The organism is Enterobacter cloacae complex sp.6700776 (assembly GCF_048284255.1).
Lineage (GTDB): Bacteria > Pseudomonadota > Gammaproteobacteria > Enterobacterales > Enterobacteriaceae > Enterobacter > Enterobacter intestinihominis.
In genome coordinates this window covers 324,047-338,988 of record NZ_JBLVYK010000001.1, presented here as the reverse complement: position 1 = coordinate 338,988, position 14,942 = coordinate 324,047, and the positions used below count along the sequence as shown (strand labels likewise).

Annotated in this window: 9 protein-coding genes; 2 read left to right on the top strand and 7 right to left on the bottom strand. The window is 60.1% G+C overall.

What is annotated here, in order from left to right:
- Window positions 1-67: 67 nt before the first annotated feature.
- Both narX and narL read left to right on the top strand, forming a co-directional pair.
- The gene (narX, locus tag ACNQ0T_RS01785; protein WP_023300282.1) at window positions 68-1,864 is read left to right on the top strand and encodes a nitrate/nitrite two-component system sensor histidine kinase NarX; all 1,797 of its coding nucleotides are present in this window, start codon (window positions 68-70) and stop codon (window positions 1,862-1,864) included.
- Entirely contained in the window at window positions 1,857-2,507 is a 651-nt protein-coding gene (gene narL / locus ACNQ0T_RS01780; protein ID WP_003856701.1) for a two-component system response regulator NarL, read from the top strand. Before narX ends, narL begins: the two co-directional genes overlap by 8 nt.
- A 1-nt stretch (window position 2,508) precedes the next feature.
- On the opposite strand, the gene ACNQ0T_RS01775 is transcribed toward narL, so the two are convergent.
- The 7 genes from ACNQ0T_RS01775 to nasR all read right to left on the bottom strand — a co-directional run bounded on the left by ACNQ0T_RS01775 (window position 2,509) and on the right by nasR (window position 14,901).
- The gene (locus tag ACNQ0T_RS01775) at window positions 2,509-3,927 is read right to left on the bottom strand and encodes a YchO/YchP family invasin (RefSeq protein ID WP_063199345.1); all 1,419 of its coding nucleotides are present in this window, start codon (window positions 3,925-3,927) and stop codon (window positions 2,509-2,511) included.
- 174 nt (window positions 3,928-4,101) lie between these two features.
- Window positions 4,102-6,579: a nitrate reductase gene (locus tag ACNQ0T_RS01770; RefSeq protein ID WP_165746842.1), complete on the bottom strand. Its 2,478-nt coding sequence runs from the start codon at window positions 6,577-6,579 to the stop codon at window positions 4,102-4,104.
- Window positions 6,576-10,562 carry a nitrite reductase large subunit NirB gene (gene nirB / locus ACNQ0T_RS01765; RefSeq protein WP_417929454.1) on the bottom strand — a complete coding sequence of 1,329 codons (3,987 nt, stop codon included), beginning with the start codon at window positions 10,560-10,562 and terminating at the stop codon, window positions 6,576-6,578. The genes ACNQ0T_RS01770 and nirB overlap by 4 nt, the downstream gene beginning before the upstream one ends.
- A gap of 12 nt (window positions 10,563-10,574) precedes the next feature.
- Window positions 10,575-11,363 (bottom strand): ABC transporter ATP-binding protein, encoded by a 789-nt coding sequence (locus ACNQ0T_RS01760; protein ID WP_022648368.1) that lies wholly within the window; start codon window positions 11,361-11,363, stop codon window positions 10,575-10,577.
- Window positions 11,364-11,372: 9 nt separating this feature from the next.
- The gene (gene ntrB / locus ACNQ0T_RS01755) at window positions 11,373-12,251 is read right to left on the bottom strand and encodes a nitrate ABC transporter permease (RefSeq protein WP_022648369.1); all 879 of its coding nucleotides are present in this window, start codon (window positions 12,249-12,251) and stop codon (window positions 11,373-11,375) included.
- A 2-nt stretch (window positions 12,252-12,253) separates the two neighbouring features.
- The gene (locus ACNQ0T_RS01750; RefSeq protein ID WP_063146351.1) at window positions 12,254-13,501 is read right to left on the bottom strand and encodes a CmpA/NrtA family ABC transporter substrate-binding protein; all 1,248 of its coding nucleotides are present in this window, start codon (window positions 13,499-13,501) and stop codon (window positions 12,254-12,256) included.
- A gap of 227 nt (window positions 13,502-13,728) precedes the next feature.
- Entirely contained in the window at window positions 13,729-14,901 is a 1,173-nt protein-coding gene (gene nasR, locus ACNQ0T_RS01745) for a nitrate regulatory protein NasR (protein WP_276169795.1), read from the bottom strand.
- Window positions 14,902-14,942 lie beyond the last annotated feature (41 nt).

Below are 14,942 nucleotides of genomic sequence, written 5' to 3'. Positions count from 1 at the left end.
ACTCCAGGGTATGCACCAGAATAGCGCCATTCCTGCAATCAGGTCACGTCAGGAGCCCGGCAACTCTATGTTAAAAAGATGTTTATCTCCGCTGACGCTGGTTAACCAGCTGGCGCTTATTGTTCTGCTGTCCACCGCTATCGGTGTGACCGGCATGGCTATTTCTGGCTGGCTGGTACAGGGTGTGCAGGGTAATGCGCATGCCATCAACGAGGCAGGCTCGCTACGTATGCAGAGTTACCGGCTGCTGGCGTCGGTGCCGCTGACGCAGGCTGACCAACCGCTTATCGACGAAATGGAGCGTACCGCATTCAGCCCTGAACTGGAAAGAGCCGCCATCCGTGACGGCCAGCAATCTCAGCTTAAGGCGCTTCAGGGCTACTGGCATACCCAGCTGGAGCCCGGGTTAAAGCGGGCGGAAGACCGGGAAACGGTCGCCCAGGATGTCGCCGGGTTTGTGTCACGCATCGATCATCTCGTCTCCTCGTTCGATCGCACCACAGAGTTACGCATTGACCGCGTAGTGATGGTTCACCGCGCAATGGCGCTGTTTATGGGTTTGCTGCTGATTTTCACGGTTATCTGGCTGCGCGCGCGGTTGCTTAACCCCTGGAAGCAACTCCTGGCGATGGCCCGCGCCGTCACACAGCGCGATTTTACCCAACGCACGCACATCAGCGGGCGCAACGAAATGGCGATGCTCGGCGAGGCGCTCAACACCATGTCGGCGGAGCTATCTGAAAGCTACGCGGTACTGGAAAAACGCGTCCAGGAGAAAACCGCCGGGCTTGAGCAGAAAAACGAGATCCTCTCTTTCCTCTGGCAGGCGAACCGTCGCCTGCATATGCAGGTACCGCTTTGCGAGCGTCTCTCGCCGGTACTGAACGGCCTGCAAAACCTGACTCTGCTCCACGATCTTGAGCTACGGGTTTATGACGTTGAAGATGAGGAAAACCATCAGGAATTTACCTGTCAGTCGGACGTCTCCTGCGACGATAAAGGGTGTCATCTGTGCCCGCGCGGCTTGCCGCCGCTTACCACCAGCGGCACGACCCTCAAGTGGCGGCTGATGGACAGCCATACCCAGTACGGTATTTTGCTGGCCACCCTGCCCGCCGGACGTCACCTGAGCCACGACCAGCAGCAGCTGGTCGATACTCTTGTAGAGCAGCTCACGGCCACGCTGGCGCTCGACCGTCACCAGGAAAAACAGCAGCAGCTGATCGTGATGGAGGAGCGCGCCACCATCGCTCGCGAGCTGCACGACTCCATCGCCCAGTCCCTCTCCTGCATGAAGATGCAGGTGAGTTGCCTGCAAATGCAGGACGAAGGCATGCCCGAGAGCAGCAAACAGCTGCTCAGCCAGATCCGCAACGAGCTTAACACCTCGTGGATTCAGCTTCGCGAGCTGCTGACCACCTTCCGTTTACAGCTCACCGAGCCGGGGCTACGCCCTGCGCTGGAGTCCAGCTGTCAGGAGTTTAGTGCCAGGCTGGGCTTCCCGGTGAAGCTGGATTACCAGTTGCCACCGCGTTTTGTCCCCTCTCACCAGGCGATCCATCTGCTGCAAATTGCCCGTGAAGCCCTGAGCAACGTGCTCAAGCATGCCGAGGCGACGGCCGTCACGGTCACCGTCAGCTGCCAGGATAATCAGGTGAAGCTCAGGGTTCAGGATAACGGCCGCGGCGTGCCGGAAAATGCCGAACGAACGAACCATTATGGTTTAATCATCATGCGAGACCGCGCGCAAAGCCTGCGCGGTGATTGCCAGGTTCGCCGGGGAGAGTCAGGTGGCACCGAAGTCGTGGTCACCTTTATACCCGAAAAGCCCCTCATAACTGCTCAAGGAGAAAACCATGACTAATCAGGAACCGGCATCTATCCTGTTGATTGACGATCATCCGATGCTGCGCACTGGCGTTAAACAGCTTGTCAGCATGGCGCCCGATATCACCGTCGTCGGGGAAGCCAGCAACGGCGAACAGGGTATTGAACTTGCCGAATCGCTCGATCCTGATTTGATCTTGCTCGATCTCAACATGCCGGGCATGAATGGCCTGGAAACCCTCGACAAGCTGCGGGAGAAATCCCTCTCTGGCCGGGTGGTGGTCTTCAGCGTCTCAAACCATGAAGAAGACGTGGTCACCGCCCTCAAGCGAGGGGCAGACGGCTATCTGCTGAAAGATATGGAGCCGGAAGATCTGCTCAAGGCGCTGCAACAGGCTGCCGCAGGCGAGATGGTGCTGAGTGAAGCGTTAACGCCGGTACTGGCCGCCAGCCTGCGTGCGAACCGCGCCACGTCTGACCGTGACGTCAGCCAGTTGACCCCGCGCGAGCGCGACATTCTGAAGCTGATTGCTCAGGGTCTGCCGAACAAAATGATCGCCCGCCGTCTGGACATCACCGAGAGCACGGTCAAAGTGCATGTCAAACACATGCTGAAGAAAATGAAGTTAAAATCCCGCGTCGAAGCCGCCGTCTGGGTGCATCAGGAGCGCATTTTTTAACTTACTCATCCGGCAGCAACTTCCACCGTGGATCGTCGGCAGGCATTGCGACGAGCGGTTGCACCACGGAAAGCGTGATCTCATTGGAGGAGACACGCTGCCCATCCTTATCTTCCACCACGGCCGTAAGCCGCCATTCGTTTTTCGTCCCTTCCGCGTCGTTCCAGGCGGGCATGATTATGCTCCAGCCATCGCTGCTGTTGCTGTTTGCCGGTGAGGTCAGGCTGAGCGCCTGGGTATCACCCAGCCAGTGGATCTGACGGATACCGTGCGTGCTGCGAATTTGCAGCTTCAGCATCACAGTTTCGCCTGGCTTAAGATCCCACGGCGGCGTGGCCAGATAGACCGAGAGGGTTTTACGCTGACGGAATTCCATCACGGGCAGATTATCACGCTCAGGTGAATCATAGCGGCTGCCCCGCAGCGAGCGCGTCGCCGCCACTTCCCCGGCGGAAAGCTGTTTCGCCAGCGGCACGCCAAAGCGATAGTTGAGCTTCAGCCCGAGGTTATTCTGGCTAACGCCGCTCTCCCCCTGCTTATGGGCAGCCGTCAGGGTGACCAGCGGAACGGGGGTATAGTTCAGCCCCAGGTTGACCGCAACCGGGTTGTGATACCCCGTACCGCTGTTAAACAGATCGACGTTATCGCCAAAATACTGTTCAAAGCTGACGCTGGTGTTCAGGTGATGAAACCAGGGAAGCCAGGCTTTGGCCGTTACGTCGTACCCGCGCGCCATGCGCTGCTCCCGGATGTCGGAACGCGGCTGCCAGCCAGCGAACGGCTGGTAGTAATTGGCCGACAGGCGAAGGTTTTCGCCCCACGCCTCTGCGCCCAGTCCGGCACGTTGCAGGTTGTCTTCCAGCAGGTTGTCGTAAAAGGTGTTGTAGCCCAGCAGCCAGTTTCCGGCAACCCAGCGCTGCCCGATCCCGACGTTGCTCACCAGCCCGTCTGTCTGCTGCGTCAGGCCAAGCTGGCTCCAGCTCAGATAGCGGGTGTTGTCGCTCCAGGGGATAAACCAGCTTCCGCTGCTGCCGTTAAAGTTACCGTCGTCATCCACCAGTACATTGACATTGGCGTTACCCCAGGGGGAAAGCCAGGATTCGATCTGCTCGTTGACTTCCCCGCTGACGGCATCCCGCACCTTGCCAAACGCGAACTGTCGCGCCTGCTGCCCGGCCGTCAGGCCGTTATCGATCATACTGGCTTCACCGAAGGCCTTTGCCATTTCAGCCAGGTGCTTTTCGCCTTCGGTAGTCGGTTGCGCCATACCGAGATCCGGCAGACTATCGCCGTTGTTATCAAACGGATTTTGCGCCTGCTGCACGAAGGATTTCGGCGCACCGTGAACGGCTCCAGCCGTAAAAAGGGGGAGTAACAGCAAAAAACGGATGCGGGACGATACAGCCTTCAACGTCGTCAATCAGAACCTGTGTTTATGAACAAACACTTATTATGTTAACGCCATAAGCCCTGAAAACCAGTCTTAACAGAAATTTCAGGAATATCCTGAACAGAATTGTCGGGAGGCGGCTTCGCCTTACCCGACCTACAAATTCGTGCCGGTGCGAAGCCGCCACCTGACGCCTTTACACTATTATCCCAACAACCCTTTCAGCTCCGGCAGGCAGGAGCCGCAGTTCGTACCGCAACGCAGCTTCACGCCCAGCGCTGCGGCAGAATTACAGCCTCCGGCTATCGCCTTACGTATCGTATTTTCACCCACGCTAAAGCAGCTACAGATAATTCGCCCGGGATCGGCATCTTCGCCCGGCCGTTGTCCCTGCAGCAGCGCGTGGCGTTCAGCGAGTTGTACGGGCGCAGCAGCAAAGGCTTCTTCAATAAACGCATGCGCCAGCGCCGGCAGCGTCTGGCCCTCCCAGTAGCCCAGCATCAGCTCGCCGTGATGCCAGGCGAGCACGCTGCTGCGTTCTCCCGTCTGTGCCACCTGTAACTGCCAGCCCCGACCGCTGGCGTACGCCATGACCCACGACAGCAACGGCTGCTCCCCCGCCACCGTCAGACGTGAGGCTTTACGCCACCAGCAGACCGACAGCGGCAGCGCTGGCAACTCGCGGGCATACAGCTCCCCCTGCCAGGCGGGTAGCCAGGGCAGGATCCTCACCGCGGTTTGTTTACTCTCCGGCTGGCCGGACCAGGCATCAACCCGCCCTTCCACCAGCGCGTTGACCTTCCCCTGCCGGGCAAACTGCGCGTTCCAGTGCATCGGCGCAAACAGCTCGCCCGCACGCTGTGCGGTAGAGATACGTACTCTGGCAACCATGACCCCGCGCGGGGAACTTATCCGCGCCAGCTGGCCGTCAGTCAGCCCCGCGCGCGCCGCATCGGTTGCGTTCATCTCAATAAAAGGCTCATCGATATGCTGCATCAGGCGCGGAACATACCCCGTGCGCGTCATGGTGTGCCACTGATCGCGGATCCGCCCGGTATTCAGTATCAAGGGGTACAATTCGTCGACGCCTGCCCCATGTGAGAAAGGATCAACCGGTACAAGATTTCTTTGCGGGAAATCACCGGCATGCCACTGATAAGGCGCCAGCTCGTCCCACGCCTCTCGCGACAGCGACGCCAGTTCGCGCAGGTTTAGCGCCCGTTCGCCGTTATTTTCAAACGCCGTCAGCGCCGCATGTTCACAAAATATCTCATGAGGGTGTTCCCAGGCGAAGGCATCGCCATAACCGAGCTGCTCTGCGATCCGGGCGATGATCCACCAGTCCGGTCTGGCCTCGCCCGGCGCAGGCAGAAACGCGCGCTGGCGCGAAATACGCCGCTCGGAATTGGTCACCGTTCCGTCTTTTTCGCCCCAGCCCAGGGCGGGAAAACGGATATGAGCAAACCGGCTGGTGTCCGTCTCCTGCATCACCTCAGATACTATAACCAGCGGGCAGGCTGCCAGGGCCTGGCACACCGCGTGGCTGTCGGGAAGTGACACGGCAGGATTGGTGCCCATGATCCACACTGCCTTCACCTCGCCGCGGGCAATCGCGTCAAACAGCTCTACCGCCATCAGCCCCGGCGTTTGTGCCAGCCGCTCGGTTCCCCAGAAACGCGCCACGCGCGAAAGATCGTCCGGCTCGAAGTTCATGTGCGCCGCCAGCTGGTTCGCCAGCCCACCCACTTCCCGCCCGCCCATGGCGTTTGGCTGTCCGGTCAGCGAAAACGGGCCGCAGCCCGAACGGTTGAACTTCCCGCTGGCAAGATGCACGTTAATGATGGCGTTACACTTGTCGCTGCCGCTGGAGGACTGGTTGATCCCCATGGTGTAGAGCGTGATCGCGCGTGGCGCAGTGACAAACCAGTCGTAGAAGGTGCCAATCTCGTCTGAAGGCAGATCGCAAAACGCGGCCACGTGAGGAATCGGCCACTCGCCGCTCCCCTGAATCAAATTGAGCAACCCCACAAACAGCCCGGCATCGCTGCCGGGCTTAAGCGCCAGATGCAGGTCAGCGACATCGCAGGTGGCGGTTTTGCGCGGATCGATCACGACCACTTTCATCTGCGGGTTACTGCGTTTTGCCTGCACCAGCCGCTGATACAGCACCGGATGCGTCCAGGCCGCGTTTGAGCCAACGAGTACCACCAGATCGCTGTTTTCCACGTCCTCGTAGCTGCACGGCACAATGTCTTCACCGAAGGCGCGTTTGTAGCCCACCACCGCTGACGACATGCACAGCCGCGAGTTGGTATCAATGTTCGCCGCCCCGATAAAGCCTTTCATCAGCTTGTTGGCCGCATAGTAATCCTCGGTCAACAGCTGGCCGGAGGCATAAAACGCCACCGCCTGCGGCCCCCATTCGTTGATGATCTTCCGTAGCCGCTCGCCCGCTTCACCCAGCGCCTGCGGCCATGCCACCTCCATGCCGTCAACAACCGGGCGCAGCAGACGTCCCTGCAACCCCGTCGTTTCCCCGAGGGCAGATCCTTTTACGCACAGGCGGCCAAAGTTCGCCGGATGAGTTTCATCCCCACGAACGCTTACCGCGCCATCTTCCACACTGGCGACCACGCCGCAGCCCACCCCGCAGTAAGGGCACGTTGTACGGGTTTCCGTCATGAGGCCTCCGCACGCATCACCAGCTCTTGGCTTCCAACCCAAACCTTGCCGTTTTCAATTTTTACCGGCCAGGCGCGCACCACGGGTTCGCCGTTCTCCACCTGACATCCATCGCGCAGACGTATGCGCTGCTTGTAAAGCGGGGAAATCACCACCGGCTCGCCCGCTGCATCGCCAAGGATGCCGCGCGAAAGCACGTTCGCGCTGCTGCCCGGCTCCAGGTCGTCCAGGGCATAAACGGACGTTCCAAAGCGGAACAGCGCAATCGGTTTTCGGCCAAGCCGCGCGCCGATGCCCGCCTGCTCGGGGATATCATTGATGCCGCAAATTTCCTGCCAGCGCTTGCTCTCCGCCGCGGCAGGGACATTCACCGCGGTGCGGAACAGCGCCAGGCGATCAGGATCGTTGAGGGTGGTTTGCCATTCGCACTGATAGGTCTCCACCACCCGGGCCATCTCCTGCTCCAGCTCGTGGGCGATCCCAAGGCTGTCGTTCAGGATCACCTCGCGCAGATAGTCGAGGCCGCCTTCCAGGTTATCCATCCAGGTACTGGTGCGTTGCAGACGATCTGCCGTGCGAATGTAGAACATCAGGAAACGGTCAACGGTGCGGATCAGCGTTTCGTCGTCCAGATCGCTGGCAAAGAGATCCGCGTGGCGCGGCTTCATCCCGCCGTTGCCGCACAGATAAAGGTTCCAGCCCTTGTCCGTGGCAATCACCCCCACGTCTTTGCTCTGCGCCTCTGCGCACTCACGGGTACAGCCGGAGACCGCCATTTTGATTTTGTGCGGCGCACGTAACCCCTTGTAGCGATGCTCCAGTTTGACCGCAAGGCCGGTGGAGTCCTGCACGCCATAGCGACACCAGGTCGACCCGACGCAGGATTTCACCGTGCGCAGGGATTTCCCGTACGCATGACCGGTCTCAAATCCGGCCTCCACCAGCGCCTGCCAGATTTCCGGCAATTGTTCGAGCGTGGCGCCAAACAGGTCAATACGCTGTCCGCCGGTGATTTTGCTGTAAAGGCTATAGCGTTTCGCAATCTGGCCGATGGCGATCAGCCCGTCGGCCGTCACTTCCCCGGCAGGCATGCGCGGCACGATGGAATACGTTCCATCCTTCTGAATATTGGCAAAGTAGCGGTCGTTGGTGTCCTGCAGCGGCAGATGCGCCGGTTTCAGCAGGTATTCGTTCCAGCAGGAGGCCAGCACTGATCCCACCAGCGGTTTACAGATCTCACAGCCGTGCCCTTGTCCGTAACGGCTGATAAGCTGGTCGAAGGTGCGGATATGGTTGACGCGCACCAGGTGGTATATCTCCTGACGCGAGTACGGGAAGTGCTCACAGATATCTTTTTTCACCTCCACGCCCTGCTCCGCAAGCTGGAACTCCATCACCTGCTTCACCAGCGCGCTACAACCTCCGCAGCCGGTCGCCGCTTTGGTGCACTGCTTAATGGCGCCGATATCCGTTGCGCCCGCGCTTACCGCCAGGCAGATATCCCCTTTGCTGACGTTATGACACGAACAGATCTGCGCGCTTTCCGGCAGCGCCGCCACGCCCAGCGCTTTTGGCGTGCAGCCTGACGACGCGGGTAAGATCAGCGTTTCCGGCTCTTTTGGCAGACTGATGCCGTTAAGCATCATCTGCACCAGCGTGGCGTATTCGCTGGCATCGCCCACCAACACGCCACCCAGCAGGGTTTTGCTGTCGTGACTGACCACAATTTTTTTGTAGATTTGCTGCGGCCCGTGCGTCCACTGGTAGCTCAGCGCCCCCGGCGTGCGCCCGTGGGCATCGCCAAACGACGCCACATCCACACCCAGCAACTTGAGTTTGGTACTCATATCCGCGCCGGTGAAGCGCTTCTCCTCACCCGCCAGCACAGCGGCGGCCACGCGCGCCATCTGGTAGCCCGGTGCCACCAGGCCAAAGATTTTCCCCTCCCACAGCGCGCATTCCCCGATGGCAAGCACGTCCGGATCGGAGGTCCGGCAGCCGTCGTCAATACAGATCCCGCCGCGCTCGCCAATAGCCAGCCCGCTGTTGCGCGCCAGCGCGTCCTGCGGACGAATACCGGCAGAGAAGACGACCATGTCCGTTTCCAGCTGTTCACCCTCGGCAAAACGCAGCACCAGCCCGTCGTCTGCGGTGGCAATCTCCGTCGTCGATTTACTGGTGTGTACCCCTACGCCCAGCGCCTCAATTTTCCTGCGCAGCATTGCCGCACCGTCGCTGTCGAGCTGCACCGCCATCAGGTTCGGCGCAAACTCCACCACGTGGGTTTCCAGCCCTAGCTGCTTAAGCGCATTCGCCGCCTCCAGCCCCAGCAGGCCGCCGCCAATTACCACGCCGCGGCGAGAGCCTGCCGCATGGGCCGCAATGTTGTCCAGATCGTCGAGGGTGCGGTAGACAAAACAACCCGGCAGATCGCTGCCCGGAACGGGCGGTACGAACGGGTACGAGCCGGTCGCCAGCACCAGCTTATCCCAGTGGGTTTCATGGCCGCTGGCGGTACGCACAACGTGTGCATCACGATCGATAGCGACAATCTGCTGCGAGAGGCGCAGCTCTATACCGTTATCGGCAAAGAACTCCCCCGCCACCAGCGAGAGCGAGTCCGCGCTGCGTCCGCCAAAATATTCCGACAGATGCACGCGGTCATAGGCCGCATAGCGCTCTTCGCCAAAAACAATAATCTGATACTGCTGATGCAAATTGCGGTTAACGCAGTCTTCGAGGAAATGATGGCCGACCATACCGTGCCCAACCACCACCAGAGTAGGTTTTGTCATAGCGTTCTGTCCTGCAACCTGCGGTTGCGTTGTGAAACGATCGAACAGCCAGTCCGCGTGGGCGGGCGCAGCCGTTGCCAGTAAATCGGTAAAGGTTGCCGCGCTGCGGCAGTCACCCAGCAGCAGCACGCCAGCCAGCGCCCCCTGATGGATCAGTAATCGTCGATAGTGACGGGTCAGCGGATCCCATGAACTCCATACCACATCGTCCGCCTGCGCCGTCGCGCGTCCGAGGCTGAACAGCTCCACACCGGTCACCTTAAGACGCACGCCGTTGTCGGTCCGGGTAAACGGCGCGGTGACCTCCCCGGCCAGCCGCGCGGCGAGAATATCCGCCTGCGCCAGACAGGGGGCGACCAGGCCAAATGTCTGGCCGTCAATTTCGCAGCACTCGCCGATGGCGTAGATATCCGGCACGGAGGTTTGCATCTGGTGATCCACCACGATGCCGCGCGCGCAGTGAATGCCGCTGGCTTTTGCCAGCGCAACGTTGGGTTGTACACCCGTGGCCAGCACCACGCGCGCGGCGGTGACGCTGTGCCCGTTGAGTAGCGTCACGCTCTTGCCGTTAATCGCCGCGATGCCAGAGGCGAATTCACAGCTAACACCCCGCGCCGCCAGCGCTTCTTCAAGCAGCAGTCCCGCCTGCTGATCCAGCTGCTGTTCCATCAGCCAGGGACCACGATGGATGAGCGTGACGTTGTCACCGTTACGCGCCAGCGCTGCCGCTGCTTCCACGCCAAGTACGCCACCGCCCAGCACTACCGCCGGACCGGAGAGGTTCTGGATGGCGCGGGTCTCTGCCAGGGTGCGAAAGGTGAACACATGCGGCGCATCGCCGCCGGGGATCGGCGGCACTACAGGGGTAGACCCGGTGGCAAACACCAGCGCATCCCAGCCCAGCGTGCGAGCAGAGGTACGCACTTTATGCGCGTTAACGTCTACTGCGAGCACCGTTTCTCCTCGCAGCACCGTCACGCCTCGTGCCGTGTACCAGTCTTCATCGTGCAGACAGATGTGCTCCGCCTGCTTTTCACCACTCAGCACCGGCGAAAGCTGGATGCGGTTGTACGCCTGCTCCGGCTCGTCACCGATGACGGTGATAGCAAAACGACCGGGCACACGCCCGGTGAGCGATGCAATCAGCCGGGTTGCCGCCATACCATTACCGATAATGACCAGTCGCATCGTGCCCCCTCATTACGCCGCTTTCGGCTGTTTTTCGTAGAGGAAATGGAGGATCTGCTGGCGCATGTGGTGATAGCGGCTATCGTCCGCCAGCTGCACCCGGTTGCGCGGGCGCGGCAGATCGACGCGCAGGATCTCACCCACGGTGGCCGCCGGGCCGTTGGTCATCATCAGTACGCGGTCAGAGAGCAGTACCGCCTCGTCCACGTCGTGGGTGATCAGCACAATGGTGGTGTTCAGCGCCTGCTGGATCTGCATCACCGAGTCCTGAAGATGGGCACGCGTCAGCGCATCGAGCGCGCCAAACGGCTCATCCATCAGCAGCACTTTCGGCTTCATTGCCAGCGCCCGGGCAATACCGACGCGCTGCTTCATACCGCCGGAGATCTCCCCGGGGCGCTTATTCAGCGCGTGGCCCATCTGCACCCGGTCGAGATTGTGCTCAATCCACTCTTTGCGCTCGGCCTTACTCATGGTGCGACGGAAGACCTGATCCACCGCCAGCGCCACGTTGTCGAAGCAGGTTAACCACGGCAGCAGCGAATGATTCTGAAACACTACCGCACGCTCAGGCCCCGGCCCGGCGATTTCGCGGTTGTCGCAAATCAGCCCGCCTTCCGTCGGCAGCGTGATCCCGGCGATCAGGTTTAACAGCGTCGACTTGCCGCAGCCGGAGTGACCAATCAGACTGACGGTTTCGCCCTCGTGGATATCAAAAGAGACGTTTTGCAGCGCCAGAAACTCGCCGCTGGCGGTGGAAAAACGCTGGCTCACGGCCTGGACCTGAATTAAAGGTTTCATCTTCACTCCTTATTTTTCCTGCCAGCTAAAGCGACGGGCGATCAGCATCAGCCCCTGCTCCAGCAGCAACCCGACCACGCCAATGATGACGATGGCGATGAGAATGTTTTCGACGTTGAGGTTGTTCCACTCATTCCAGATCCAGAAGCCAATGCCTAAACCTCCGGTGAGCATCTCGGCGGCGACAATCACCAGCCAGGCAATGCCAATGGAGAGACGTACCCCGGTCAACACCGCAGGCAGCACGGCGGGGAAAAGAATGCGGCGCATGATGGTCCACTCTGAGAGTTGCAGCACCCGGGCCACGTTGAGGTAGTCCTGCGGAATACGGCGCACCCCTTCGGCGGTGTTAATGACCATCGGCCAGATGGAGCAGATGAAAATGGTCCAGCTCGACGCGGGCTCCGCTTTCTGGAACAGCAGCAGGCCGATAGGCAGCCAGGCCAACGGGCTGACCGGACGCAGGAGCGCGATCAGCGGGTTGAACATGCGGGAGAAAAAGGTGAAGCGCCCAATCAAAAAGCCCAGCGGAATGCCCGCCAGCGCCGCCAGACCGAAGCCGATGGCGACGCGCTGCAACGACGCCAGCACGTTCCAGCCAATGCCCATATCGTTTGGCCCGTCGCGATAAAACGGATCGGCAAACAGGGTCATGGCCGAATCGAGCGTGCTGAGCGGCGTCGGGAAACCTTTACTGTTTATCGCCGCCAGCTGCCAGAGCACCACCAGCAGACCGAGACCGAGCAGCGCCGGGATGACGCGCTGTAAAAACTCATTCATCCGACGCGTAAACGCTGGCGCACGACGGCGAACCTGTAGCGGAGGCAGGACAATCACTTCCCCGCTCTCTGACTTCTCTTGTGGTTGCGTATTTTGCAGATGCTGCATACTCAGGCCCCTTTACGGTGAATGGCGAAGCGGTTGGCGTACCCTTCCGGATCGGTGCCGTTCCAGACGGTGCCGTCCATCAGGGTACTGCTGCGATACGGTGATGACGGTGTGGACATGCCGCCCACGGCGGTCGCGGCATCCTGCCAGACCGCGGTCTGGTTAATGCGCTGTGCGATGCCCGCATAATCCGGCGCGGCGTTGAGCAAGCCCCAGCGACGGAACTGGGTTAAGAACCACATGCCGTCGGAGAGATACGGGTAGCTCACGGCACCCTCATTGAAGAAACGGATCGGGTGCGCATCCTGCCAGCGCTGACCGAGCCCGTTGTCGTATTCGCCGAGCATGCGTCCGGTGAGGTATTGTTCCTTGCAGTTGAGCCATGCGCGGCGCGAGAGGATCTGCGCGGTTTCACGTTTGTTTTCCGCTGACGCCTCGATCCAGCGCGCGGCTTCCATCACGGCGCTCACCAGCGCCCGTGCGGTGTGCGGATTTTTCGCCACCCAGTCGCGTCGGGTGCCGAGGATCTTTTCCGGGTGATCGGCCCAGATGGACTGTGACGTGGCGGCGGTAAACCCGATGCGGTCGTTAATCGCCCGCGCGTTCCACGGCTCGCCGACGCAGAACCCGACCATGTTGCCGATGCGCATGTTCATCACCATCTGTGGCGGCGGGACCACCACAGTGCGCACGTCGTCAAACGGGTTAATGCCCGCACTGGCCAGCCAGTAGTAGAGCCACATAGCGTGTGTCCCCGTCGGGAAGGTATGCGCGAAGGTGTAGGTTCCCGGTGCCTGCTGTGTAATCAGCTTTTTCAGCCCGTCGAGATCACGAACGCCCTTCTCCGCCAGATCGCTGGAGAGCGTAATGGCCTGACCGTTCTGGTTGAGAGTCATCAGGTTCGCCATCTGCTGCGGCTTGCCCGCGATACCCAGCTCCAGTCCGTACAGCAGGCCGTAAAGAATGTGTGCGGCGTCCAGCTCCCCTGCCACCAGCTTGTCGCGCACCGCCGCCCAGCTCGCCTCTTTAGTAGGTACAATGGTAATGCCGTGTTTTTTATCGAACCCTTTCAGGGCCGCGATAACCACTGGCGCGCAATCGGTCAGGGGGATAAACCCGATACGCACGGTATCCTGCTCCGGCTTATCTGACCCCGCCGCCCATGCGGCCTGCATGACACCCGGCAACAGCAACGCACCACTCGCCAGCATGCTGGCCTGCAATAACCGCCGTCTCGACAAATCCGCCATAATTGCTCCTGAAAAAAGGCAAAAAAAAGCGCCCGACGGTGCTGAAGCACCGCTGGACGCCTTTATCCCGAAGACGTATGCACCACCGTTGGCGCATCGTCAAAAATAGTTAATCTGTTAATGCAAAGGTGATGCCAGCTTTTTAACCCCGGCGTTACGGGGTTTCTGCAAGGAGAGCGCTCTTTTACGCACCTCAATCAGGCATTAAATGCCCACTGACTGTGCAACTACTCCCCAGGGGGTATCTTCCACAGATTTTTCACCGTAAGGAGCGCACGGGCGATATCCACCATGCGTTGGTTTTTATCCATCGCCATTTTGCGCAGGGCTGTCCACGCCTGCTCCTCGCTCATGTTCTGATGCGTCATTAGCACGCTTTTGGCCTTGTCGATGGTCTTGCGCTCCTCCAGCGTGTCGCGCAGGGAAGCAAGCTGACGGGAGAGTTGCTCAATTTCACGCGCCTGCTGGCGCACCAGCGGCAGCAGTGGTCTATCCGGAAATCGCGCCAGGATATCGTCGTACTCATCGTCTATGTGCAGGTTTTCGCTATAGCGACGCTCCTCAACTGCCGTCATCAGATCGGCAATGGCCACCTCCTCCAGCGTGCGCAGATGTTCAAGACGCGCGGTTTGCAGGGCAAACCATTTGAGAGCGGTATCGCCATTATCTGCCGGAGGCTGGCGGGTGCACGCTTCACGCCTGAGTTTTTCAGTCTCCAGACCCGGCTGACAGTTGAGGGTAAACGTCTCCTGCACGTCTGGAGTGCAATGGGAGATAAAAACCTCAAAGCAGGCCTGCTGGCCATCAATGCGATCCACCAGCCGCTGGCGAGTTTCATCGTCAAAGAATCCCTGGGTGAAACCAATAGCCCCTAACGCCCGCTCTTGTCCCACAAGTTCTTTGCCCTGCATCAGGCTGTAAAGGGCCACAAATCGGCCCGCGATGTGCGGATCGTCAATGCTGTCGCTGAGTTGAGGTACGATATTGAGCAGATGCCGCAGTATGCGGCTGTAGTGTTCCATCGCCTGCGGCGCGGTGACGCGTTGACCTGTAACGCCATCACGCAGCACCGTCAGCGTTTCAAGGCCGTGCAGTGCACTGGCGATACGTTCGCAGAGGGCGCTGCCCGGCAGCGGTTCGCTAAACAGGAGGTGCAATGCCGCAAGGTTTTCATCCACCAAAGCCCTGCTGGCCTTGCATTCAGGCCCGTACAATTTACCCTGCGAGCAGAGCCAGACATTTGACGCACCGCGTTCGCACTGTAGCATATGCACCAGTCGACTGATGCCGTTCACCAGTGCGCCCAACTGCGCTAATCTGCCGAGCTGTTCCTCCCGCAGCATTCTTGCACGCTGGAACCATTCGGTCGCGCCAGGCGAACTGCCAGCCACTATTGTCATCGTTTCTCTCTCCGATACATATTCTTCGGTATGAGAAGCAA